Here is a 22,588-nt window from a genome sequence, read left to right as displayed (position 1 = left end):
GCTGGCTGGGGGTCAGTGTGCGGCGTTGTACGCGTCGATCACGGCGTTGGGTACTCGGCCGCGGGAAGGGACGTCGTGGCCGTTCTTCCGCGCCCACTCCCGTATCGCTGCCAACGGGTACCCGGAGCGCTGCGCAGAGGCCACCCGCCGGGCACGTCGCCGAGGCATTCCACTGCGGCCTGCTGGGCGGGCCGCGTCGATATACGGGGTCAATGCGTCACGCAGTTCTGCGGCGTGAGCAGTGGTGAGGTCGATCTCGTAGGCTCGACCATCGAACTGGAACGCCACCGTCTCGCCCTCGCCCGATGCGAGCACCGTGCCGTCTAGGTCGTCCACTATCTGTTCAATGATCTTCTTGCCCATGATGGCGAGTCTATGCGTTCTTCCGCTCATAACCGGGTACGGCAGTAGCACCTGCTTGGTATGACACGCTCCACCAACGACTGCACGACTTCGGCGACGAGTTCGGACTCTCCGGTCGTCGAGGACGGCCACCACACCGTAGCCCCGGGTGAGGAGGGCCGCTGTGGTGATCAGCCGATGCCTGCCGACCCGGATTACCCGCCGGCGTCCGCACTCGAGGGAGTCGTTGCCCCCGCGGCCTACAGGGCTTTCACAGCGGGGTGGTCCGCCGGTGTTCTCCAACGGACCACCCAACCCGCCTCAGCAGAGGTCATCGACGACATCGCGACGATGCTTGGTGCCGTTCACGTCGCGGACACCCTCACTGAACAGGATTGATCTGCAACCGATCCTCAGCGGTTCCCTTGATCGGGAGTACGTCGATGCTCTGGATCAGCCGCCGCAGATACGCCCGCTTCTCCTTGATGTCCCGGCCCTTCCACGTCGCGATCAGCGTCGGCCCATCCTCGAACGGGACCTCGTCGAGCTCCATCGCGTCCAGCCGCCGCTGTAGAGTCTCCACGCGCGTTTGCGCGTCCTCGATCAGTGTCAGCAGCACCGTCACCATCGCAGCCCGGTACTCGCCGGTGCCCTGCTTGGCGACGAGCGTGTCTCGCTCGGCCTTGGCCTCATCGAGTTGAGCAAGCACCTCATTGATCCCCGCATCCGAACGTGCGGCCCGTCGACGTGCTCGCGCTCGTTCCAGGGCATCGTCGGTGATCTGCGAGAAGAACCACCCCAGCACGTAGGCCTCCGCACGTTCCGCGTTGACCGAACAACCCTTCGAGCAATTGCCGGGACCGTGCCTGAGGTTCGCCTGACAGGTGTACTCAAACGCCTTCACCTTCTCTCCCGAGGCTTTCGTCCAGTACTTCTGCTTCCCGTACAGGGAGGCCCCGCACTGGCAGTACAGCAGCCCGGTCAGCAGCCACTCATGTGGGCCCCACGGCCGCCTGGTCTTCGATGTCCTCGCCTGTTCCAGAAGGCGTCGCACCCGCAACCAGGTCGCGCGATCGCACACGGGCTCGTGAGCGATCACCGGTTCCCCGGCGGAGTCGCGGGCGATGTAATCCAGTAGCTCGATCGCCACCCCACGCTGGTGCTCGGGAACCTTCCGCATCCGATAGCCAACCATCTGCGGAGAGACCAGGAACCGACGAATGCTCGCCTCATACACGGGGCGCCCTTCGCGGTCGTGATCCCGTAGTGCTCCTGCCAGTGCCGACCGATCTGGGCGAGGCTCTTCCCGGCCAAGACCATGTCCACAGCGTCCTTCAACGCCGGATGCTCCACCGGATGCGGCTCCAAACGCACCCCGGAGCGACCGAACTCATCGACCACACGCGGACCAGCCTGCCACCCGAACGGCAGTGTGCCACCGTGGATGAACCCGGCCTCGGCCAGATGCCTCTTTGATGCCAGCTGTCGCTCGCTCATCGCGTCGGTCTCGACCTCAGCCAGCAGGGCCTTGATTCCGGTCACCAGCTTCGCCCCCGCCGTTGCGGTGTTCAGCTCGTCGACGCTGTCCTGGTGCGAAACCAGGTAGACGCCGGCCTGCTGGCACTGCGCGATCCATTCGATGGTCTTCGCCGCGATCCGGTTGGTGCGATCCAGCTTCCAGAACGCCAGCGCCGGAACCCTCTCCGCCCTGATGTCGTGGTTGAGCTGGCGCCACCCCTTCCGGGTACGCGCTGCGGACTTGCTGGCCGAATCGTTGTCGATGTACTCGCCCATGACCGTCCAGCCGCCCTCAGCGGCCAGCTTCCGGGTCAGGTCAAGCCGCTGTCGCTCGATCGCGTCTGCCTTGTCCTTGTGGTACTTCGACAGCCGCAAGTACAGGTAGATCGGCTTGGTCCCCGGCAGTGGCTCGTCGGGACCGGTCCGTGTGAACGCCGGGTACACGACAGATCGGCGACTGCGGCCAGGCCGTGCGTTCGGCCCGGGGCGGTGCCTCGTCTCGCTCGTGTTCGTTGCCATGAGTGACCTCCTTGGAGAAGGAGGTGCACTTTCCATTGCACGACGATGCAACCGAAATCACCCCGGCACGGTATCCGACACCCTGGTACCAGGTGAGACGAAGTTCTACCGCATGAACGTCGACTGGGGCCAACGCCCCATCGCGGAAGTTGAGTTCGACAAGAAGCAGACAGATTCCTACCGCTCCGGCCAGATATTCATCGCCTCCCCACGACGCACCCATACGTCTTATTCGCTTTCGGAATCCCTAGACGAAGACGTACCTGTCACCGCACGTGCTGTGGGAACGCCGTACGTTTTCTACCGCAACCGTGAAGGATCCATGTCACAGGGCGAAGCCGCGGATGCCGGTCAGTGGTACGTCATGGTTACCCTTGATGGAGGTCATGAAAATGGCATGCAGGATAAGGACGTCGAGTTCCGCCTGTCCACTGCGGTGGAAGGCAACAAGGTCGATGGACCGGAGTGGCGTCAGCCCCTTAAGCCCGGACCGGCACCCACCCCCGAGCCGCCAGGAACCAGCGACGACGGCAACGGCGACGCGAAGGGCAGCAACTCTAGCGACGACGAGCCCGACGCCCAAGCAAAGGACATCGACAATACTTCCCAGAGCAACACGATCCTGTACATCGGCCTGGGAGTCCTAGTCCTCATTCTGATCGCAGCAGTGGCGGTCTACTTCACCGCCGTCCGCCGCAAGTAGATCCGCCGCAAGTAGACTAGCGGGGGTGAGTACTCAATCCCGCTGGCAAGAACTCGCTGACCAGGTGCGCCACCACCGGCAGCTCTACTACTACGGCGAACCGGAGATCTCGGATGCGGACTTCGACGCCCTGCTGCAGGAGCTCAAAGACCTAGAGCAGGCCCACCCGGAGGTGGTCACCGGCGCGTCCCCCACCGAGGAAGTCGCCCCCGCCCCGCCCACCAGCAGTCCATTCCGCAATGTTGACCACCGCGAGCAGATGCTCAGCCTGGACAACGTCTTTGATACCGAGCAACTCGCCGGCTGGCTGGACCGCACCCCCGCGAAGACATATCTGACGGAGTTGAAGATCGACGGGGCGTCAATAAACCTCCTTTACATCGACGGCCAGCTGGAACTCGCGTTGACCCGAGGCGACGGCACGACGGGCGAGGACATCACCCACAACGCGCGCACCCTCGACGACATCCCGGATACACTCCACGGCACGGACGAATTCCCCGTCCCGGCTCTGGTGGAAATCCGCGGCGAAGTGTTCATCGACGTCGAGGACTTCGCCGCCATGAACGCCCAGCGCCAGGCCGAGGGGCTGAAGATGTTCGCCAACCCTCGCAATGCCGCCGCCGGCGCGATGCGGCAGAAGAATTCCGCGGACACGGCCAAGCGCCCGCTGAAGTTGATCTGCCACGGTATCGGCGCGCGTGAGGGCTTCTCCCCTGCTTCCCAGCACGATGCGTATCGCGCGATTGCCGCGTGGGGGCTGCCGGTTAGCCCGTACACCAAGCAGGTTCACTCCGCCAAGGAGGTCCAGCAGCAAGTCGAGTACTGGGGTAAGCACCGGCACGACGCGACGCACGAGATGGATGGGCTGGTCGTCAAGGTTGATTCCCTGGAAGAGCAGCTGGAGCTGGGCCACACCAGCCGCGCCCCGCGCTGGGCGATCGCGTACAAGTACCCGCCGGAGGAGGCGATGACCACGCTGCACAACATCCGCGTAGGCATCGGCCGCACGGGCCGGGCCACGCCATATGCCGTTATGGAGCCGAAGTACGTCGCAGGCTCCACGGTTTCGATGGCCACGCTGCATAACCCGACGGAGGCGCACCGCAAGGGCGTGATGCTGGGCGATACGATCACCATCCGCAAGGCCGGCGAGGTCATCCCAGAGGTGCTGGGCCCGGTCGAGGACAGGCGCACGGGCGCGGAGCGGCCTTTCCTGTTCTCGACGTTCTGCCCCGAGTGCGGCACCCGTTTGGCTCCTTCAAAGGTTGGTGACGCCGACTGGCGTTGCCCCAACACTCAATACTGTCCTGGCCAGTTGCATACCCGATTGACGTATCTGGCTTCCCGCAAGGCGTTTGATATCGACGCGTTGGGGGAAAAGGGCGCTTATGATCTTATCCATTCCGGTGTGTTGGCCGACGAGGCGGAGCTGTTCGACTTGAGCGCCGAGGATCTGGAAAAGACCAGCTCGTATGCGACGAAGGACGGGAAGCTGAACAAGTCCGGTGAGACACTGCTGGAGAAGCTGCAGACGGCGAAGGAGGCAGACCTGTGGCGAGTGCTGGTCGCGCTGTCCATCCGGCACGTAGGTCCAACTGCGGCGAAGGCTTTGGCGAAGCATTTCGAGTCAGTGGAAGACATCGCCTCTGCCTCGGTCGAGGAGATGGCCGGCATCGACGGTGTGGCCGAGACGATCGCGGAGTCGATTTCGGATTGGTTCACGGTGGATTGGCACCGCCGGATCGTGGACCGCTGGGCGGCGGCTGGCGTGCGGATGCGCCAGGAAGCCGGGGATGCTTCCGGCGAGGCGTCTGGCGTGGACTCTGCGCTGCTGGAGGGCCTGACGATCGTGGTTACCGGTTCGCTGGAGGACTTTGACCGCACGGCTGCGAAGGAGGCCATCGAGGCCCGAGGCGGCAAGGCGGCGGGCAGCGTGTCAAAGAAGACGGACTTCCTGGTGGCGGGTGAGAAGGCCGGCTCCAAGCTGAAGAAGGCCGAGGACCTGGGCGTGCCGGTGCTGGACGAGGCAAGCTTTAGGAAGCTGCTGGAAAACGGCGCAAACCGAACGGCGCAAAACTGAACTGAGTAGAGAGGCAGGAACGAATGACTGAAACCACAGCACTTTCCCTCCCGGAGATCGGGCTCGGCACATACAAGCTGCAGGGCCAGGCGGGCGCGGACTCCGTGGCCGCGGGCATCCGCGCGGGCTACCGCCTGATCGACACGGCCTACAACTACGAAAACGAGGGCGCCGTGGGCGCGGGCATCCGCGCTGCAACCGGCGCCGGCGCGATCCGCCGCGACGAGGTGATCGTCACCTCCAAACTGCCCGGCCGTTATCAGCGGCACGACGACGCTGTCGCTTCCGTCGAGGAATCCCTCTTCCGCCTGGGCCTGGATCGCATCGACCTGCACCTCATCCACTGGCCGAATCCCAAGCAGGGCCACTACGTCGAAGCCTTCGAAACGCTGCTGGAGCTGCGCGAACGCGGGCTGATCCGCCACGTGGGCGTGTGCAACTTCTTGCCCGAGCACCTGGAGGCCGTCCACGCCGCTACCCGCGAGTACCCGGTGGTCAACCAGATCGAGCTGCACCCGCACTTCCCGCAGGCCGAGGCCGTCGCGGCACACCGCGAGCTCGGCATCGTGACGCAGGCCTGGTCGCCGCTGTTGCGCGGCGCGGTTCTGGAGGAGCCGGTCATTGCCGAGATTGCTGACGCCCACTCCGCAACCCCCGGGCAGGTCGTCCTAGCGTGGCACCGCGGTCGCGGGGTGTTGGCGATCCCGAAGGCTGCCTCGGCAGATCGGCAGCGCGAGAACCTGGAGTCGTTGAACGTCACCCTGAGTGATGCAGAAATCGAAGCCATCACGGCGCTGGGCCGCCCGGATGGGCGCCGGAAGAACCAGGATCCGACGGTCTACGAGGAGTTCTAGCGCGACTGGCGTTCAACCAACCGCGCTCAGTCGCGTTCAGCGGTGCACGCCGCACTCAGCGGTGCACGCCGCGCTCAGGCGCGCCGGGTCCGCGCTAGAGCAGCACCAGTTTCACTATCAATTGCGCCAGAGCAGGGCCGCCGCGTGGCGGGCACGAGCCGCCGCCACGGAGGCCTGCGCGGCGGTGCGCTTGCGCTCGGGAACCACGATGTCCACCAGCCCCGGCAGTTCGTCGGCTGGCAGCGTCCACTGCTCCCACTGGCGCAGAACGGCGCGGGCGATGTCGCCCGCGGCGGCCTCCACGTCGGCCCCGCTGAGATCTGCGGCCGGGTCGCCGGCGGCCTCCACGCCGGCTGGCTCCGGATGCCCGACAGCATGCCCTCGACCGCCGACAGTCTCCCCGCCTACCGACGGCGCCGCCTGGGACACCGCCCAGCCAATCCCCTGGCCGCGACCGATCATCCCGCCAACCAGGTCTTTGCCGCTGGTTGCCTGCAACTGATCCGCGGGCACCACGATGCGATGGAAGCCGGGCGCGTGTGAGAGGGCGTCATCGATAGAAGACCCCGTGTCCAGCACCACTGGACGCGCGACCTGCTGCTGGAAGCGCTGCCACACCCCGTAGATGAACTCGCGGTCGACGGCGGGGATGGCATCGAAGCGGGTGGCGCCGGGTAGGCCTCCCATGACCTCGCGGACGCGCGGCTCGTGGAGTGCAATGATGACTTCGCTGCCGAGCGCCGCCGACAGCGCACCGGCGATCTGCTCCACGCCGAAACCCAGGTGCAGGGCGCAATCCTTAAACGCCGGGCGGTCGCGCAGCACGGGGTGGCCGTGGAACTCCACCTCCGCACCGAAGGTCCACGGGCCGGTGACGTGCAGCATCAGCCGCTCGGCCTTGCCCGGCAGCAGCTCCTCGGCGGCATCCGTCGCCTCGCGTACCCAGCCGTCCATGCGCCGGGATTCCAGGCTCGGGTGGGCGGTCAGCTCCCAGCCACGGGGATTAGCGCGAATCGGCAGCTGCGCGAAGCTAGCCGTCAGCGCAGTAAGGTCCCCCGCCCGCCCGCAACGCGGGAACGACAAAACCGGCGGCACGCCTGTGTCCTCGTCCACGTCGCACGTACGGGTCAGTGCGGACTGGATCGCGGCGCGCACCTCCGCGTGATCCGTGACGGTGCTCTCCCACCAGCCCAGGCGCTCAATCGGCTCCGGCTGTGCGGTGTTGTCTGCCATCGCCGCGCTACGCCTCTGCTGGCGTTGCGCGCTCATCCGCGCTGCCAGCGGCCTCGGCGTCGCTCCACGGCGCGGTGGCGCGGATGGTGCCGCTGCCCAGCAGGATGTCGCCTTCGGCGTCCGGCTGGTAGACCACGGCGGCCTGACCGCGCGCCACACCTTGCAGAGGCTCGTGCAGGTCCAGCTCCAGGCGCCACGGGCTCTCGCCCTCCTTCTTAACGCGCCCCGCCGGCGTGGTCCCCTCCGGGTCGTCCACCAGCCGCGCGGTGGCGGGCACTACCCCACCGTGGGCGCGCACCTGCACCTCGCACTCAAACTCGCGTCCGTGCACGGAAGGGTCCAGGCGCTTCAGTCGATCGGCCGTAATCCCACCGACCCGTAGGTCGTCGCGCTGACCGATGGTCACGGTGCCCGTGGCGGCGTCAATATCCGTCACATAGCGCGGCTTGCCGTCCAGCCCCTCGCGCGGAAGTCCCAAGCCCTTGCGTTGGCCGATGGTGAAGCCATACACGCCGTCGTGCTCCGCGACGGTCGAACCGTCCTGGTCCTTCATCAGCCCCGGTCGCAGGCCGATCTGCTTGCCTAGAAACGCCTGCGTCTGGCCGTCGGGAATGAAGCAGATGTCGTGGGAGTCCGGCTTGGAAGCCACGCCGAAACCGTGGTCCTTCGCTTCTTCGCGGATCTCCGGCTTGATCGTGTCTCCAACCGGGAACATGCAGTGTGCCAGCTGCTCGTCTGTCAGCACGCCCAGCACATAAGACTGGTCCTTGTTGGCGTCCACTCCGCGGCGCATCACGCCGTCGTGCAGGCGGGCGTAGTGCCCGGTCACCACTGCGTCGAATCCCAGCGCGATGGAACGGTCCAGCAGCGCCTCGAACTTGATCTTCTCGTTGCACCGCAGGCACGGGTTCGGAGTCTCACCGATGGCGTAGGAATCCACGAAATCGTCGATCACGTCGGCCTTGAAGCGGTCAGAAAAATCCCACACGTAGAAAGGAATCCCCAGCTTGTCGGCCACGCGGCGTGCGTCCGCGGAGTCCTCCAGGGAGCAGCACCCGCGCGAACCCGCCCGCACGGCCTCGGGAGACTGGGATAGCGCCAGGTGTACGCCGATCACTTCGTGCCCGGCCTCGAGCGCTCGGGAGGCCGCCACGGCGGAATCCACACCGCCACTCATTGCTGCTACTACTCGCATGTTTGGCACCCTACTCGGGTACCGGCGGGTTAGGCCATTCCGGCGGCGCGGGCCTGCTCGACCACGCGCGGCAGGATGCCCGCCAGGTACTCGACCTGTTTTTCGGTGATGTCCGCGCCCAGGGTTAACCGCAGCGCTCCCCGGGCAACGTCCACTGGCACGCCCATGGCGGTCAGCACGTGGCTGGCGCGGTTCACCCCAGCGCTGCAAGCAGAGCCTGTCGATGCGTCCACCCCTGCGGCGTCCAAAAGCATGATCAGTGAGTCGCCCTCCGCGCCGGGGAAGCTCATGTGCAGGTGCCCGGGCAGCGCGCCGACCTCGGGAGTCCAAATCCGCACGCCGTCGATGCACTGCGCCGCCGCCCGTAGCCTCTCGCGCGCCACGCGCATTCTGGCGGTTGCTTGTTCTAGTTCCTTGATTGATGACGCCAACGCCGCCGCGCATCCCACCGTACCCTGCACGTTCACGGTGCCGGAGCGGAGCTTTCGCTCCTGGCCGCCTCCGCGCACGGGGCTTAAGATGTCCGCGTCCCGGCGGGCGAGCAGCAGGCCCGTGTTCTTCGGGCCGCCGAACTTGTGGGCGCTGGCGGCCAGCGTGGTGGCGCCGAGGGCGTGGAAGTCGACGGGGATGTGGCCGACAGCTTGCACCGCGTCGGTGTGGAAGGGTACGCCGTTGTCGCGGGCGAAGCTGGCGAGACTCTCCACCGGCTGGATTGCGCCGGTCTCGTTGTTGGCCCACATGCAGGTCAGCAGTGCGAGGTCGCTGGGCGAGCCCTCGCTGCCTTCTAGGCCGGCAATCCAGTCTTCGGCGCGGATGCGGCCGGCGGCGTCCACAGGAAGGACCGCACGGTCAAAGCCCAGATCGAGCGGCCCGGCCGTGAGCCAGTCGACGGACTCGACCACGGCGGGGTGTTCAATGTCGGAGCTGGCGATCACGTGCGCGCCCCGGTGGGCCTTTGATCCAAACGCGAGCCCCTGGATGGCGATGTTGTCGGCCTCCGTGCCGGAGCCGGTGAAGATCACCTCTGCTGCATCCGCGCCGAGGAGTTCGGCGATCTGCTCACGGGCGTCCTCGAGGCTGCGACGGGCATCGCGCCCGGTCTTGTACTGGCCTGCGGGGTTCAGCAGCCCTGCGGCACGCTCCATCGCCTCCTGCGCTTCGGGTCGCAGGGCCTGGGACGCCGCGTTGTCCACGTACAGGCGCCCCCGCGCGCTCGCTGCACTACGTCCCGCGGCACCAGCTCCCGCGCCGCTAGTTCCCGCCCCGTCGGTTTCTGCGCTGTTGGTCTTGTTCACGCCCCTACCCTACTTCTTGGTCACCAAACACCGCTCACGGGACCTTTGCCTCTTGGTACTATTCAGGTACTCAGAGCGGGTATCTACAGAAGCGATAACAATGGGGCTCGCAGGATTTTTGTTTATGGCCCTGATCGCGCTTCTTGTCCTTGCGGTTCCTGGTCTGTTCATCACGATCATCCATTTGCTCCGGACGAACAAGAAGGGTGCAGCTAGATCTAACACTTCTAACAAGCCCACCGAGATCTAACAGATCTAACAAAATCTGCCAGAGTGCCGCTATGCTGTGGGGCATGTCCGATCCCTCACGCCAGCCCGCTGCACCCGGCCCGCGCAACCCCTTCCGCCCCAGCTTCGGCACGTCGCCGTACTACCTGGCGGGCAGGGCCGAGCTACTGCAGGATTTCGAGCTCAGTCTCGCCGAAGGCCCCGGCTCCCCGCACCGCACGATCTTAGCCAGCGGTCTCCGTGGCGTGGGCAAAACGGTGCTGCTTAACGAGATCGAGGACAAAGCCCGCGCCCAGGGTTGGATCGTCCTGCGCGCCTACCCCAATAGCGACATGATCGCGGAGCTGGTTGAAACGACCATCCCCACCGCCATCACTAGCATCGAGCAGCCACCGGAGCGCAAACTTTCCGGGGCCTCCATCACCGGTGTGGGCAGCTTCCGTACTGAAGCCCACTCCCGAGCTGAGGAACTCCGCAGCGTACCGACGCTCATCACCCGCCTACGCGAACTCTCCGACGCAATCACCGGCACTGGCATCCTCATCACCCTCGACGAGCTGCAATCCGCCGACCTCGACCAGCTCCACCGCCTGGCCACAGCGGTCCAGGACCTCATGCGCGACGAGCGCGACATCGCCTTCGTCTGCGCGGGCCTACCCCACGGCGTGGACACCCTGCTACAACACGAGGGCACCACGTTCCTCCGCCGCGCCTTCCGCGTAGACCTCCACGCTGTGCCGACTGAGGAGGTCTCGAAGACTCTCGCCATCACTGCCGCGGATTCTGGCCGCCCTTTTACTGATGACGCCCTAGGCCGCGCCACCGACATTTGCCGCGGATACCCGTACCTCATCCAAGTGGTCGGTGCACTGTCCTGGGCGGCTGCCGGAATCGACGGTTCGGGCACCATCGAGGCCACACACGTGGAGACTGCCTCCCAGCGAGCTATCGACCGCATGACCAGCCACGTCCACCGGCCCGCGCTCAGCCGCCTGCCGGAGGGGGAAATGAACTTCCTCCGCGCGATGGCTGCGATTAGTGTCGACGAGGGGGCGTCCGAACCAGAAGCGGTGAGCGCAGCAGCACCGGCAACGAGAGCTGTCAAAACTGGCGACATCGCCGCTCACCTGGGCGTGGAACCGAGAGGACTGTCCACCTGGCGGAGCCGCCTGATTACCCGCGATCTGATTGAGCCGGCGGGATTCGGTCGCGTGCGATTCACACTGCCGTACATGGAGGACTACATCCGGCAGCAGGACGCAAAGCGCCAAACAGACGCATAGCACCGAGCAGGGCATAAGGAAACCGGCGCCCTCCCGCCTGCGTAAAGCTAAGCGAAAGGGCGCCGGTTAATGGCTGCCGCCCGCGCCAGTAGTGGCGACAGGGCGGCTGTTAAAGCCTAGGGCGAAGATCTACTTGCGGTTCTTCAGCTCCTCGGTAGCCTGCGGAGCAACCTTGAACAGGTCGCCGACAACACCGAAGTCTGCGATCTCGAAGATGGAAGCCTCTTCGTCCTTGTTCACAGCAACGATGGTCTTGGAGGTCTGCATACCAGCCTTGTGCTGGATAGCGCCGGAGATACCCAGTGCGATGTACAGGTTCGGGGAGACCGTAACACCGGTCTGACCGACTTGGAACTTGCCCGGGTAGTAGTCGGCATCCACAGCCGCACGGGATGCACCAACAGCAGCACCCATGACGTCGGCCAGCGGCTCGACAACGTCGGTGAAGCCCTCGGAGCCACCCACGCCACGGCCACCGGAGACCACGATGTTGGCCTCGGTCAGGTCCGGACGGTCGCCAGCCTCAGCCGGAGCGAAGGAGGTGATGGTGACGGCGGTCGGGCCAGCGCCCGGCAGCTCAACCTGCTGGACGTTGCCAGCAGCAGCCTGCGGCTCCGGATCCAGGGAGCCCGGAGCCAGGGTGAAGACCGGGGATGCGCCAGCGGCGGAAGCGGTAACGGTGTAAGCGCCACCGAAGATGCTGATCTCAGCGGACTTCTCGGCGGTGATGCTGCTGGTGTTGTACAGAACACCGGAAGCAACACGGGCGCCTACGCGGCCTGCAACCTCGTTGCCCGTTGCGGTAGCGGAGACGATAACCGGAACCTGCAGCTGTGCTGCCAGGCCGGACAGCGCGTCGACCTCCGGGGTAACCAGCAGGGACTCTGCCTGATCGGACTCTGCGGCGTAGATGGTCTCTGCGCCGGCCTCGGCCAGTGCGCCCTGCAGCTTCTCGGTGGTGCCGGGAGCGCCAACAACAACGGCGCCGACGGTGCCGAACACGCGTGCAGCGGTGATCAGCTCGACGGTGGAGTTCTTCAGCTGACCCTCACCGTGCTCAACCAGTACTAGTACGTTGGTCATGTCCTTAAATCCCTACTTCCCTTAAACCAGCTTTTCCTTGACCAGGAACTCGACCAGCTGCTTGCCGCCCTCGCCCTCGTCGTTGACGATCTCACCAGCCGACTTCGGCGGCTTCGGGGTGGAAGCGGAAACGGAGGTGGTGGCGTTTGCCAGGCCAACGTTTGCAGCGTCCACGCCGATCTCTTCCAGAGACAGCTCTTCGATGGTCTTCTTCTTGGCAGCCATGATGCCCTTGAAGGCAGCGAAGCGCGGGGTGTTGGACTTCTCAGTCACAGACACGATGGCCGGGGTCGGAGCCTCCAGGCCGAACACGCCCTCTTCGGTAACGCGCTTACCGGTGACCTTGCCGCCCTCAACGCTCAGCTCTTCCATGTGAGTCAGAGCCGGGATCTGGCGGTACTCAGCCAGCAGGCCCGGGATGGAGCCAGCGCCACCGTCGGTGGAGGCGTTACCGGCGATAATCAGCTCGATGTCCTCGATCTGGTTCAGGGCGTTGGACAGGGTCCATGCGGTGCCCAGTGCGTCGGAGCCAGCCAGGTTCTCGTCGACAACCAGCTTGGCCTCGTCGCAGCCCAGGGACAGTGCCTTGCGCAGCGCCTCGGTTGCGCGCTCCGGGCCGACGGACAGAACGATGACGTTGCGGGAGCTGTCTGCTTCCTTCAGCTGCAGTGCAGCCTCAACAGCGTTTTCGTTAATTTCGTCCAGGACAGCGTCTGCGCTGTCGCGGTCGAGGGTGAAGTCATCGTCGGTGAGCTTGCGCTCGGAGTAGGTGTCCGGCACCTGCTTAACCAGAACAACGATGTTCGACATTCGTTGACCTTCCTGCTTGGGTATTGTGATTTGGCACCATAGTACCTACCACCAGGTGACCACCGCCACAAATTTCCTATATTGTTTTAGAACTACCCCCGCGAGCTGCGGCGCGCCCGGCAGATAAAGGCCACAGCCTTGGCGGCGCCGCCCTCGCCGATGCGCGTAACCACCACTGAGTACGCGGAATTCGCTGCCTCGGCACTGCTTCCGCCCGCGCCGCCCTTCTTCAGCTTCCACTTCTTCCGCAGCTCGTCGGGGTCCACATCCACGCCGCGCACGAGGATTTCCACGCTCTTGGCACCTAACGTCACCAACGCGGGGCGCGCCTTCTTCAGCGGCACTACTTCAATAACCTCAAAGCCACGCACGCCCGCGGGCAGCTCGTCGCCTGTCAGGTACGCGATGTGCGGATCCAGTTGCCACAGCCCGTGCCGCGCCGCGTACTGGCGCACCAGCCCGGCGCGCACGATGGCACCGTCGGGGTCCACGATGTAGCGCCCTGCCCCGCCCACGCGGTCGGTCTCGGGCTCGTCGCTTGTCACTGTTTCTTTAACTGATGACGCCCCCATCACCACCGCCCGGCGTCCCCGCCCCAGGATCGCGGGTGAATAAAGACACGTCTCCTTTACTCCTCCGTCGACGGAAACGACCTCCACGTGCCCGTCAAACTCGGAGTAGTCGATACCCGGCGCACATTTGACCACCAGATTGTCGTAGCAGTCCATAAGATCCGGCAGTGGCGGCTGCAGGTCTTCCAACCTGGCGATGCGCCCCGAGGAGTTCCGGCGTGCGGGGTCCGCCACCACCACGCCGGATCTCGGCATGCCGGACTTCAGCGTGCCGGATGTCAGATCATCAACGAAGGCGGGGCGCAGCGCATCCATGCGCGCGACCGGAACCTCGGGCACATTGAAGCGAGCCATCCGCAGGCGCTGGTGGTCCAGGTCCCCGCCCAGTGCCCGCAGCCCTGCATTGGCCAGCGCGTGCAGCTCGGTGCCGATGCTGCAGGTGACATCCACGGCAGCCTCCACCCCGGCGGCCTTCAACACCTCCGCGCGCCACGCGGCGACCACCGGCGGGGTGGCCTGCTGGACGGATTCGCTATCCATCAGCCAGCTCTCCGGCAGCTTGCCTGCCCGGCGGGCCTGTACCAGTTCCACCAGGGCACGAGCGTGCTCGCCGTGTGTCTTGCGCAGGTGGGAAAGGTCCTGCACGAGGGATTTCTTGGTCAGCTGGTACGTGGTGGCGTCATTAATAAGGGGCGAGCCAGCGGCGCAATCGGCGAGCAAAAAGTCCAGCTCGGCAGCAGAAAAGGCCATTCTTGCGCGCGTCCTACTGCTCGTAGGAGTCGGGGCGGCTGGCGAAAGGGTTCTCCGGCATCTCGGCGGGGTCTACGACGAACTTCATGCCCGGCGCGAACTGGCGAGCGGGCGCGCCGTACATCTGCTGTTCCATCAGGTAGTACTCGGCCATGTACGGCTCGTCGACGGGCTCCTCGAGCACCGGGTCGACGGAAAGGCTGGAGGAGAAATCCAGAACCTCCTCGACCGTGCGGAAAGTATCCAGCAACTTCAGCTGCGCCCACGTCGGTGGCATCAGGGAGATCTTGCGGGAGCGCCACCCGTCCAGCAGCGTGGAGGGACGGAACCAGCCCGTCGAGGTGGCCTCCGGGGTATCGGCCCTGGTCTCCTGTCCCTCCGGCATGGCGGCCACGAAAAAGGCCGTGTCGTAGCGGATCGGCTGCTCCACCGGGGTGACCCAGTTGGCCCAGGGGCGCAGCAGGTCGGAGCGCAAGACCAGGTTGTTGTTGCTCATGAAGTCGGAGAAGCTCAGCTGGTGGTTTTCCAGCAGCTTGCGTTCTTCCTGGTAGGGAGTGGTGTCCACCACTGGGGAGCCATCGCGGTGGGTGGCCAGCAACGTGCCGCACTCCTCGAAGGTCTCACGCACCGCAGCGCAGACCAGAGCTCGGGCCATGGATTCCGGCTTCTGCAGGCGCTTGGCCCACCACTTGACCTCTGCGCCCTGCCAATTGATGGCCGGCGACATGTGGCCATCGCCGTCGACGTCTCCCGGCATATCTCGGGAATCCACCCCGCCGCCTGGGAAAACCGTCATCTCCGCGCAGAACTTCATGGTCGAGGCACGCTCCTGGACGTACACCTCGATCCCCGACAACGTGTCGCGCAACAGAATCACCGTTGACGCGTGACGTGGCTGCACTGGGCCCAAACGGTTTTCCTTCATGGATCAGAGTCTACCGATCTTCCTAGCGGTGGTCGCTGTCTTCACCGGGCTCCACTGGCTCCACCGGCCCCACCGGAACGGTGACTTCCCCGGCGCTGGCGGCTGCGGCGGGCGAACCAGCGGCCATCCTCGTGTTTGACTTCGATCGGCTGGTGGAAGGTGCGGGTAAGGTTCTCGCTAGTCATTACGTCTTCCAGGATTCCCTGGGCCACAACCTCGCCTTCGTCCAGCAGCAGGGCGTGGGTGAACCCCGGCGGGATTTCCTCCACGTGGTGGGTGATCATCACGATCGCCGGGGAGTCCGCATCCGCCGCCAGGTCCGACAGCAGCGCCACCAAGTCCTCGCGGCTGCCGAGATCCAGGCCCGCGCCCGGCTCGTCCAGCAGTAGTAGCTCGGGGTCGTTCATCAGGGCGCGGGCGATCAACACGCGCTTGCGTTCGCCTTCGCTTAGGGTCCTCCAGGTCTGCTCGGCCAGGTGGTAGGCGCCGACGCTTTCCAGGATCTCGATGGCGCGTTCGTAGTCCAGCTCGTCGTAATCCTCTCGCCAGCGGCCCAGCACGTCATAACCGGCGGAAATCACGATGTCCGCGACCTTCTCATCCCCCGGCACGCGCTGTGCCAGCGCCGAGGAGCTCATGCCGATGGCGGTGCGCAGCTCGCGCAGATCCACCTTGCCCACCTGCTCGCCGATGAGCTTCACGGTGCCAGTGGTCGGGAACATCTGCGCCGATGCCAGACGCATCAGGGTGGTCTTACCCGCCCCGTTGGGGCCGACGATGATCCAGCGTTCGTCCAGCTCCACCTGCCAATCCATCGGCGCCAGGATGGCTCGTCCGTCGCGCACAACGGAGACGTTGCGCATGTTTACGATCAGGTCGTCCTCGTCAGCCTGCGCGGTGGCCGGGGTGGAAATCAAGTTCGTCACGTTCTCGCTCACTCCCCCATGGTGCCTCAAGATCCGCGCGAAGTGTGCCAACAACATAGGCTTGCTGTGTAAGCACCAACGCGAATCGCCAACGGATCCCCCACTGCCATTTAAAGGAGCTTCCCCATGACCGGCCGCCTCGGCATCGACTGCATCTCCCCCGTCATCTCCCACGGAGCCACCCCCGCCAAGGCCATCGTCGGCCAGGTGTTTCCGGTCAGCGCGAGCGTCTGGCGCGAGGGGCACGACGCCATCTCCGCCACCCTCGTCGTCCGTCGCCCCGCCGGTGCCGAGGGTGGCCGCGCGAAGATCACGATGTCGCCTGACCCCGATGACGTCGACCGTCGCCATGCCGTGTTCGTTCCGGATGTGCCGGGTATGTGGACCTTTCGTGTTGACGCCTGGTCGGATCCAGCAGCCACATGGTTCAACGCAATCACCAAGAAGGTAGCCGCAGGACAGGATGCCCAGGCGCTGGCCAATGATTTTGAGCTCGGCGCGCGCCTGTTCGAGCGGGCGGCGGAGAAGGCCTCCCGTAAGCACCGGGAGCTGGTGGCTTCCGTGCCAGGCCAGCTGCGCGATGAATCCTTGAGCATCGACGAGCGCCTGGCCACCGCCCTGTCTCCGGAAATCAAGGAGGCCCTGGACAAGCGCCCGCTGCGCGACCTGCTGACCCGCGGCCCGGAGTTCCACGTGCTGGTGGAGGAAAAGACCGCCGGCGTGGGCGCCTGGTACGAGATGTTCCCCCGCTCCACTGGCGGTTGGGATGCCGACGGCAACCCGGTGCACGGCACCTTCGCCACCGCTGCCGCGGACCTGCCGCGCATCGCGGACATGGGCTTCGACGTGCTGTACCTGCCGCCGATTCACCCGATCGGCGAGATCAACCGCAAGGGTAAGAACAACACTCTGACCCCCACCCCGGAGGACGTCGGCTCCCCGTGGGCCATCGGCTCCAAGGACGGCGGCCACGAGGCCGTACACCCACGCCTCGGTACCGTCGAGGACTTCGAGAACTTCGTCGCCGACGCCAACAAGCAGGGTCTGAAGGTCGCCCTGGACCTTGCGCTGCAGTGCGCCCCCGACCACCCGTGGGCTAAGGAACACCCGGAGTGGTTCACCGTGCTGCCGGACGGCACCATCGCCTACGCCGAGAACCCTCCGAAGAAGTACCAGGACATCTACCCGCTGAACTTCGACAACGACCCGGAGGGTCTGTACCGCGAGGTGCTGAAGGTTGTGCGCCTGTGGATCGGCCGCGGCGTGCGCATCTTCCGCGTGGATAACCCACACACCAAGCCCACGAACTTCTGGCAGTGGCTGATCGCCGAGGTCCACGCCACCGACCCGGACGTGGTCTTCCTCTCCGAGGCCTTCACCCGACCGCCACGCCTCTACGGCCTGGCCAAGGCGGGATTCACGCAGTCCTACAGCTACTTCACTTGGAAGACCACCAAGGAGGAGCTGGAGGAGTTCGCCGGGGACATCGCCAACTACGCCGATGTCTTCCGCCCGAACCTGTTCGTCAATACCCCGGACATCCTGCACGAATCCCTGCAGACCGGCGGCAAGGCCATGTTCGCTATCCGCGCCGCTCTGGCCTCCACCCTCTCCCCGCTGTGGGGCGTGTACTCCGGCTTTGAGATCTACGAATCCACGCCGGTTCACGCGGGCTCGGAAGAGTACCTGGACTCCGAGAAGTACGAGCTGCGTCCGCGCGACTACTCAGTGGACAACTGCGCTGAATGGATCAGGGATCTGAACCTGTGGCGTCAAGAAAACCCGGCGCTGCAACAACAGCGCACCCTGCGCTTGCACGAGACCACGAGCGACGACCTCCTCGCGTACTCGAAGGTCGACGGTGTTACCGGCAACGCGGTGCTCGTGGTGGTAAACCTGAACCCCAACGCGATCGTCGAGGGCTCTGTGCACCTGGATACCGAAGCGCTTGGCCTGGGCGCGCCGGAAAATGCGCGCTTCGAGGTCACCGACTTGCCGACGAACCAGACCTACACCTGGGGCGCCAGCAACTATGTGCGCCTGGATCCGGACTTCCAGGTTGCGCACATCTTCCGGCTGCCCACCCTTGGTGAGGGTGAGCGCGAGCGCGTCTGCACGCGAGCCCAGGAAGAATACGATCCCCGCAGGTAGAATCGGCGGGTATGAACCACGATTACCACCGGCTCGCAGAACGTAGGCACCACGCCCCGCACGACGTGCTTGGGGCACACGAGAACGGCGACGGAACCACCACCATCCGCACGGTTCAGTGCGGGGCGGAGTCCGTCTCCGTGCGCATCAACGGCGGCGAGCCGGTGCAGATGGAGCCGGTAGAGGAATACCCGGCGCTATTCACCGCGACCGTGGACTACTTCGTAGACACCTACGTCTTCGAAGTCACCTGGGCCGGCGGCACCACTGCCACCCTGGAAGACCCCTACCGCCGCCTGCCGACCGTCGGCGACCTCGACCGCTACCTCATCGGTGAAGGCCGCCACGAGGAGCTGTGGAAGGTTCTCGGCGCGCATGTAGTGGACGGTGGCGTGGCCTTTTCCGTGTGGGCGCCGCATGCTGCGGGTGTTTCCGTGATCGGCGACTTCAACGGCTGGAACGCTAACCAGCACCCCATGCGCGCGCTGGGTAGTAGCGGCATCTGGGAGCTGTGGATCCCCAGCGTGGGCGCCGGGGCGCACTACAAGTTCTCCATCACCACCGGCGACGGCGTGCGCCTGGACAAGGCCGACCCGATGGCGCGCCTGGCCGAGCCCGCCCCCGCGACCGCCTCCATCGTCGTAGCGGACAGCGACTACGCCTGGGGCGACGACGAGTGGCTGGCCCACAGCGCCGCCGTAGGCGTGGACGAGACCATGAGCATCTACGAAATGCACCTGGGCAGCTGGCGCAAGGGTCGCAACTACCGGGAGCTGGCCGGGGAGCTGGTGGAGTACGTACAGAAGTTGGGCTACACCCACGTAGAGCTCATGGGTGTTTCCGAGCACCCCTTCGAGCCCTCCTGGGGCTACCAGGTGACCAGCTACTACGCGCCGAACAACCGCTACGGCGGCCCGGACGATCTGCGCTATCTGATCGATTCGCTGCACCGCGCAGGCATCGGCGTGATCATGGACTGGGTTCCGGGGCACTTCCCCAAGGACGGCTGGGCTCTGGGCCGCTTCGACGGCGAGGCCTGCTACGAGCACCCGGATCCGCGCCGCGGCGAGCAGCCGGACTGGGGCACCTACGTGTTCGACTTCGGCCGCAACGAGGTGCGCAACTTCCTGGTGGCCAACGCTTTGTACTGGTGCAAGGAGTTCCACATCGACGGCCTGCGCGTGGATGCCGTGGCCTCGATGCTGTACCTGGACTACTCCCGCGATGACTGGCTGCCGAACCAGTACGGCGGGCGCGAGAACCTCGATGCGGTGGACTTCCTGAAGGAAATGAACGCCACCGTGCACCGCGAGTGCCCGGGCTCGCTGACTATCGCCGAAGAGTCGACCTCTTGGCCAGGCGTGACTGCCCCCACCAGCGAGGGCGGCCTGGGATTCAGCCTGAAGTGGAACATGGGCTGGATGCACGACAGCCTGGAATACATCCAGCGCGACCCGGCCTACCGCAGCTACCACCACAACGAGATCACGTTCTCGATGGTCTACGCCTACTCCGAGAAGTACGTGCTGCCGATCAGCCACGACGAGGTCGTGCACGGCAAGGGAACCCTGTGGTCGCGCATGCCCGCCGGTTCCGCCTGGGATAAGGCGGCGATGGTGCGCAGCTACCTGGCGTTCATGTGGGCGCACCCGGGAAAGAAGTTGCTCTTCCAGGGCCAGGAATGGGGCCAGACCGAGGAGTGGAACGAGTCCCGCGGCCTGGACTGGCACAACCTCGAAGGCTGGGAGGGCGAGTTCCACCGCGGCATCAGCGCCCTGACCAGCCAGCTAAACAAGCTCTACCACTCCGAGCCCGCTCTGGGGCAGGACCACGCGCCGGAGGGCTTCCAATGGATCGCCAGCGACGACTCGGCGAATAACGTTCTTTCCTTTATTCGACGCCACCGTGGGCGCGAGCTGGCGTGTGTAATTAACTTCTCGGGCACCACCCAAGAGAACTACCGCATCGGCCTGCCGCAGGCCGGCACGTGGCGCGAGGTGTTGAACACCGACGACGTGCAATACGAGGGTGCCGGGCGCGTAAGCGGCGACCTGCACACGGAGCCCACCGGCTCCCACGGCATGGACGCCTCCGCTGTGCTGCAGATCCCGGCGCACACCGCGCGCTGGTTCGTGCTAGAGAGCTAAGCCCGGCTCAGCTCTCGCGGCCGGAGCATCTTGGGCCGACCCGGCCCAGCTCCCGAGCCTGGGCGGGTGTGGCGCCTAGAACAGTGCCGAGGCCATGCGGGTGCGGCCCGCGATGACCTCCGGATCCGCCGGGTCGAACAGGCTGAACAGCTCCAGCAGGCGAGCCTTCGCCTGCTTCTTGTGATCTGCGCTGCCTTCTGCGGACGGGCGCAGCTCTTCGATCAATAGGTCGAAGGCCTGGGGCTTGTCTCCCGCCAGCAGCAGGCGGTCGGATTCTGCGAACTCATCCCCGCCCGTGGACAGGCGCTGCATCAGCAGCGCATTGGCACGCGCCGCGCGGGCCTCCCCTACGAGCTCTTCATCGGCCTGCGCGGGGTTGGCAAGGATGGCGTCATACTCCGCAATTGCGCCCGCGTAATCCTCCGCCTCGAGCTTCTCGGCGGCGGCAGCCAGGCGCGGGTCACCCGCATCCTGGTCCGCGTCAGCACCATCCGAGTCGGCCCCTGCGCCACCGCCGGCCGCATTAGCCGGATCCTCCCCCGGAGCCAGGCCGCGCAGCTTGCCGTCTACGGCCTGCACCACAGCATCTACCCAGCCGTGCAGCTGCGCGGCGGGCTGGCCGCCCTCGAAGTTGGTCAGCGGGCGACCGGCGGCCAGCGCGATGACGGTAGGGATTGCCTGCACGCCGAAGGCCTGGGCGACCTCCGGGGTGGCGTCCACATCCACATAACGGAAAAGCCACTTGGTCGGTGCCTGCTGGGACTCAGCCAGCTTGGTGAAGTCCTGGCGCATCTGCTCCGAGGCTTCCGAGCGTGCGGAACCCAGCAGCGTAACTACCGGCACCTGAGTGGAACGAACAACGAGGTCCAGCTCGAAGTTCTCCGGGGTAATGGTACTTACGAAAGCTACGGAAGCTCCGGTGCCTCCTGCGCCGGTTCCACCGGCCGCACCCGGCTGACCTGCCGCGCCAGTACCTCCAGCGGCGGCGCCAGCGCCAGCCGCTCCCGCCTGGGCGGCGCGGGCCTGCGCCTGCGCCCGCTGCTCAGCCTGCTGCTTCACCGCACCCAGGTCCACTGCCCCGGCAACAAAGCGGGACGGAGGAGTATTTGAAGGATTCGTCACCTTGTAAGTGTCCTTTCTTACTTGCCCTCCCACGCGCTGGCCGCGCGGGAGAATATAATCGCCTGTTGAGGGCTAAAACCGACTGAGAGAGCTGAGTCTTTTAGAAAAGCCGCAGCTCCGAGGAGTCGGTTCCTCGCATTGCTTCATAGTCCAGGGTAACGCAACGGAAACCGCGGTCCTCCGCCAGTGTGCGAGCCTGCGGCTTGATCTCCTGGGCGGCAAACACGCCCGTCACGGGAGCCAGCAGCTCGTCCCGGTTCAGCAGCTCCACATAGCGGGTAAGCTGCTCCACACCGTCGATACCACCACGGCGCTTGATCTCCACGGCCACAGTCGCGCCCGTAGAGTCCTTGGACAAAATGTCCACCGGACCGATAGCCGTCGGGTACTCGCGGCGGATCAAAGAGTAACCCTCGCCCAAGATTTCAATCTGCTCAGCCAGCAACTCCTGCAGGTGCGCCTCCACGCCATCCTTCACCAGGCCAGGGTCCTCCCCGAGGTCGTGCTCCGTATCGGAGTAGATCTCGAAAATCTGGATCCGCAGCTGCTCCCCCTTTGGATTCGTGACGATCCACAACTGCTCGACCCCCTCATTGCCTAGCTCCGAATACTCCGTAGGGGCGTCATCACCATCAAAAGAGCTAGCCTCGACGGCCTTGAGGGAACACGGCGGCATCATCCAATTGAGCGGCTTATACGCGCGATCGTCGGCGTGGATGGAAACCGAACCATCGGCCTTCATCAGGATCAAACGGTCGGCGGATGGCAGGTGGGCCTCCAGGCGTCCGACGTAATCGACACAGCAGCGGGCAATGACTAAGCGCATAATTGTTCAGCCTACGCTACCGA

At 65.3% G+C, this 22,588-nt stretch carries 20 protein-coding genes and 1 pseudogene; 7 read left to right on the top strand and 14 right to left on the bottom strand.

Going from position 1 to position 22,588, the window contains the following annotated elements:
* Positions 1-12: 12 nt before the first annotated feature.
* The gene (locus tag QKE30_RS02960; protein ID WP_347934060.1) at positions 13-363 is read right to left on the bottom strand and encodes an Lsr2 family protein; all 351 of its coding nucleotides are present in this window, start codon (positions 361-363) and stop codon (positions 13-15) included.
* A gap of 60 nt (positions 364-423) precedes the next feature.
* On the opposite strand from QKE30_RS02960, the gene QKE30_RS02955 reads away from it, so the two are divergent.
* Positions 424-741: a hypothetical protein gene (locus tag QKE30_RS02955; protein WP_297667321.1), complete on the top strand. Its 318-nt coding sequence runs from the start codon at positions 424-426 to the stop codon at positions 739-741.
* On the opposite strand, the gene QKE30_RS02950 is transcribed toward QKE30_RS02955, so the two are convergent.
* The 3 genes and pseudogenes from QKE30_RS02950 to QKE30_RS02940 all read right to left on the bottom strand — a co-directional run bounded on the left by QKE30_RS02950 (position 725) and on the right by QKE30_RS02940 (position 2,379).
* The gene (locus QKE30_RS02950) at positions 725-1,051 is read right to left on the bottom strand and encodes a hypothetical protein (protein ID WP_347934080.1); all 327 of its coding nucleotides are present in this window, start codon (positions 1,049-1,051) and stop codon (positions 725-727) included. The two genes, QKE30_RS02955 and QKE30_RS02950, sit on opposite strands and share 17 nt — an antisense overlap.
* Positions 1,052-1,201: 150 nt before the next feature.
* Positions 1,202-1,522: pseudogene (locus QKE30_RS02945) on the bottom strand (recombinase family protein); the annotation flags it as partial.
* A complete protein-coding gene (locus QKE30_RS02940) occupies positions 1,438-2,379 on the bottom strand; it encodes a recombinase family protein (RefSeq protein WP_347934059.1) in 942 nt (313 codons plus the stop codon). The gene QKE30_RS02940 and the pseudogene QKE30_RS02945, both read right to left, overlap by 85 nt.
* Here QKE30_RS02940 and QKE30_RS02935 point away from each other — a divergent pair.
* Genes QKE30_RS02935 through QKE30_RS02925 form a run of 3 tightly spaced genes read left to right on the top strand, consistent with a single transcriptional unit; the run spans position 2,378 to position 6,019 of the window.
* Positions 2,378-3,082 carry a hypothetical protein gene (locus tag QKE30_RS02935; protein WP_347934058.1) on the top strand — a complete coding sequence of 235 codons (705 nt, stop codon included), beginning with the start codon at positions 2,378-2,380 and terminating at the stop codon, positions 3,080-3,082. The genes QKE30_RS02940 and QKE30_RS02935 overlap by 2 nt on opposite strands.
* 25 nt (positions 3,083-3,107) lie before the next feature.
* Positions 3,108-5,165, top strand: coding sequence for an NAD-dependent DNA ligase LigA (ligA, locus tag QKE30_RS02930; RefSeq protein WP_347934057.1), 2,058 nt, complete (start codon positions 3,108-3,110; stop codon positions 5,163-5,165).
* Between the two features lie 23 nt (positions 5,166-5,188).
* Positions 5,189-6,019 (top strand): aldo/keto reductase, encoded by an 831-nt coding sequence (locus QKE30_RS02925; RefSeq protein ID WP_297667327.1) that lies wholly within the window; start codon positions 5,189-5,191, stop codon positions 6,017-6,019.
* Positions 6,020-6,136: 117 nt separating this feature from the next.
* Here the strand turns inward: QKE30_RS02925 and QKE30_RS02920 are convergent, their stop codons facing one another.
* From QKE30_RS02920 to QKE30_RS02910, 3 genes are read right to left on the bottom strand one after another with little or no spacing between them, the layout of a single operon-like run.
* Positions 6,137-7,252: a hypothetical protein gene (locus QKE30_RS02920; RefSeq protein WP_347934056.1), complete on the bottom strand. Its 1,116-nt coding sequence runs from the start codon at positions 7,250-7,252 to the stop codon at positions 6,137-6,139.
* Between the two features lie 7 nt (positions 7,253-7,259).
* Positions 7,260-8,447 carry a tRNA 2-thiouridine(34) synthase MnmA gene (gene mnmA / locus QKE30_RS02915; RefSeq protein WP_297667331.1) on the bottom strand — a complete coding sequence of 396 codons (1,188 nt, stop codon included), beginning with the start codon at positions 8,445-8,447 and terminating at the stop codon, positions 7,260-7,262.
* A gap of 29 nt (positions 8,448-8,476) precedes the next feature.
* Positions 8,477-9,646: a cysteine desulfurase family protein gene (locus QKE30_RS02910; RefSeq protein WP_347934078.1), complete on the bottom strand. Its 1,170-nt coding sequence runs from the start codon at positions 9,644-9,646 to the stop codon at positions 8,477-8,479.
* Positions 9,647-10,035: 389 nt separating this feature from the next.
* Between QKE30_RS02910 and QKE30_RS02905 the strand changes: the two genes are divergently transcribed.
* Positions 10,036-11,253 (top strand): ATP-binding protein, encoded by a 1,218-nt coding sequence (locus QKE30_RS02905; protein WP_347934055.1) that lies wholly within the window; start codon positions 10,036-10,038, stop codon positions 11,251-11,253.
* A gap of 129 nt (positions 11,254-11,382) precedes the next feature.
* On the opposite strand, the gene QKE30_RS02900 is transcribed toward QKE30_RS02905, so the two are convergent.
* From QKE30_RS02900 to QKE30_RS02880, 5 genes are all read right to left on the bottom strand, one after another.
* Positions 11,383-12,336: an electron transfer flavoprotein subunit alpha/FixB family protein gene (locus QKE30_RS02900; RefSeq protein ID WP_035012055.1), complete on the bottom strand. Its 954-nt coding sequence runs from the start codon at positions 12,334-12,336 to the stop codon at positions 11,383-11,385.
* Between the two features lie 21 nt (positions 12,337-12,357).
* Entirely contained in the window at positions 12,358-13,146 is a 789-nt protein-coding gene (locus QKE30_RS02895) for an electron transfer flavoprotein subunit beta/FixA family protein (RefSeq protein WP_034985575.1), read from the bottom strand.
* A 92-nt stretch (positions 13,147-13,238) separates the two neighbouring features.
* A complete protein-coding gene (locus QKE30_RS02890; protein ID WP_347934054.1) occupies positions 13,239-14,468 on the bottom strand; it encodes an SAM-dependent methyltransferase in 1,230 nt (409 codons plus the stop codon).
* 13 nt (positions 14,469-14,481) lie between these two features.
* The gene (locus tag QKE30_RS02885) at positions 14,482-15,393 is read right to left on the bottom strand and encodes a hypothetical protein (RefSeq protein ID WP_049049862.1); all 912 of its coding nucleotides are present in this window, start codon (positions 15,391-15,393) and stop codon (positions 14,482-14,484) included.
* A gap of 41 nt (positions 15,394-15,434) precedes the next feature.
* A complete protein-coding gene (locus QKE30_RS02880; protein ID WP_347934053.1) occupies positions 15,435-16,376 on the bottom strand; it encodes an ABC transporter ATP-binding protein in 942 nt (313 codons plus the stop codon).
* Positions 16,377-16,445: 69 nt separating this feature from the next.
* Between QKE30_RS02880 and QKE30_RS02875 the strand changes: the two genes are divergently transcribed.
* The gene (locus tag QKE30_RS02875) at positions 16,446-18,470 is read left to right on the top strand and encodes an alpha-1,4-glucan--maltose-1-phosphate maltosyltransferase (RefSeq protein ID WP_347934052.1); all 2,025 of its coding nucleotides are present in this window, start codon (positions 16,446-16,448) and stop codon (positions 18,468-18,470) included.
* An 11-nt stretch (positions 18,471-18,481) separates the two neighbouring features.
* Positions 18,482-20,617: a 1,4-alpha-glucan branching protein GlgB gene (gene glgB, locus QKE30_RS02870; protein ID WP_347934051.1), complete on the top strand. Its 2,136-nt coding sequence runs from the start codon at positions 18,482-18,484 to the stop codon at positions 20,615-20,617.
* 75 nt (positions 20,618-20,692) lie between these two features.
* Here the strand turns inward: glgB and QKE30_RS02865 are convergent, their stop codons facing one another.
* Positions 20,693-21,739, bottom strand: a complete 1,047-nt coding sequence (locus tag QKE30_RS02865) for a tetratricopeptide repeat protein (RefSeq protein WP_347934050.1) — start codon at positions 21,737-21,739, stop codon at positions 20,693-20,695.
* A gap of 100 nt (positions 21,740-21,839) precedes the next feature.
* Positions 21,840-22,565, bottom strand: coding sequence for an endonuclease NucS (nucS, locus tag QKE30_RS02860; RefSeq protein ID WP_347934049.1), 726 nt, complete (start codon positions 22,563-22,565; stop codon positions 21,840-21,842).
* Positions 22,566-22,588: the final 23 nt, after the last annotated feature.

This window comes from Corynebacterium sp. c24Ua_83, from assembly GCF_039907245.1.
Taxonomy (GTDB): domain Bacteria; phylum Actinomycetota; class Actinomycetes; order Mycobacteriales; family Mycobacteriaceae; genus Corynebacterium.
This window is presented reverse-complemented; position numbering and strand designations above follow the sequence as displayed.

Coding starts and splice junctions, on each gene's coding strand:
- QKE30_RS02960 (WP_347934060.1), bottom strand. CDS start 363: ATGGGCAAGAAGATCATTGAACAGATAGTGGACGACCTAGACGGCACG.
- QKE30_RS02905 (WP_347934055.1), top strand. CDS start 10,036: ATGTCCGATCCCTCACGCCAGCCCGCTGCACCCGGCCCGCGCAACCCC.
- nucS (WP_347934049.1), bottom strand. CDS start 22,565: ATGCGCTTAGTCATTGCCCGCTGCTGTGTCGATTACGTCGGACGCCTG.
- QKE30_RS02875 (WP_347934052.1), top strand. CDS start 16,446: ATGACCGGCCGCCTCGGCATCGACTGCATCTCCCCCGTCATCTCCCAC.
- QKE30_RS02925 (WP_297667327.1), top strand. CDS start 5,189: ATGACTGAAACCACAGCACTTTCCCTCCCGGAGATCGGGCTCGGCACA.
- mnmA (WP_297667331.1), bottom strand. CDS start 8,447: ATGCGAGTAGTAGCAGCAATGAGTGGCGGTGTGGATTCCGCCGTGGCG.
- glgB (WP_347934051.1), top strand. CDS start 18,482: ATGAACCACGATTACCACCGGCTCGCAGAACGTAGGCACCACGCCCCG.
- QKE30_RS02890 (WP_347934054.1), bottom strand. CDS start 14,468: ATGGCCTTTTCTGCTGCCGAGCTGGACTTTTTGCTCGCCGATTGCGCC.
- QKE30_RS02900 (WP_035012055.1), bottom strand. CDS start 12,336: ATGACCAACGTACTAGTACTGGTTGAGCACGGTGAGGGTCAGCTGAAG.
- QKE30_RS02920 (WP_347934056.1), bottom strand. CDS start 7,252: ATGGCAGACAACACCGCACAGCCGGAGCCGATTGAGCGCCTGGGCTGG.
- QKE30_RS02955 (WP_297667321.1), top strand. CDS start 424: ATGACACGCTCCACCAACGACTGCACGACTTCGGCGACGAGTTCGGAC.
- QKE30_RS02895 (WP_034985575.1), bottom strand. CDS start 13,146: ATGTCGAACATCGTTGTTCTGGTTAAGCAGGTGCCGGACACCTACTCC.
- QKE30_RS02880 (WP_347934053.1), bottom strand. CDS start 16,376: ATGTTGTTGGCACACTTCGCGCGGATCTTGAGGCACCATGGGGGAGTG.
- QKE30_RS02935 (WP_347934058.1), top strand. CDS start 2,378: ATGAGTGACCTCCTTGGAGAAGGAGGTGCACTTTCCATTGCACGACGA.
- QKE30_RS02885 (WP_049049862.1), bottom strand. CDS start 15,393: ATGAAGGAAAACCGTTTGGGCCCAGTGCAGCCACGTCACGCGTCAACG.
- QKE30_RS02940 (WP_347934059.1), bottom strand. CDS start 2,379: ATGGCAACGAACACGAGCGAGACGAGGCACCGCCCCGGGCCGAACGCA.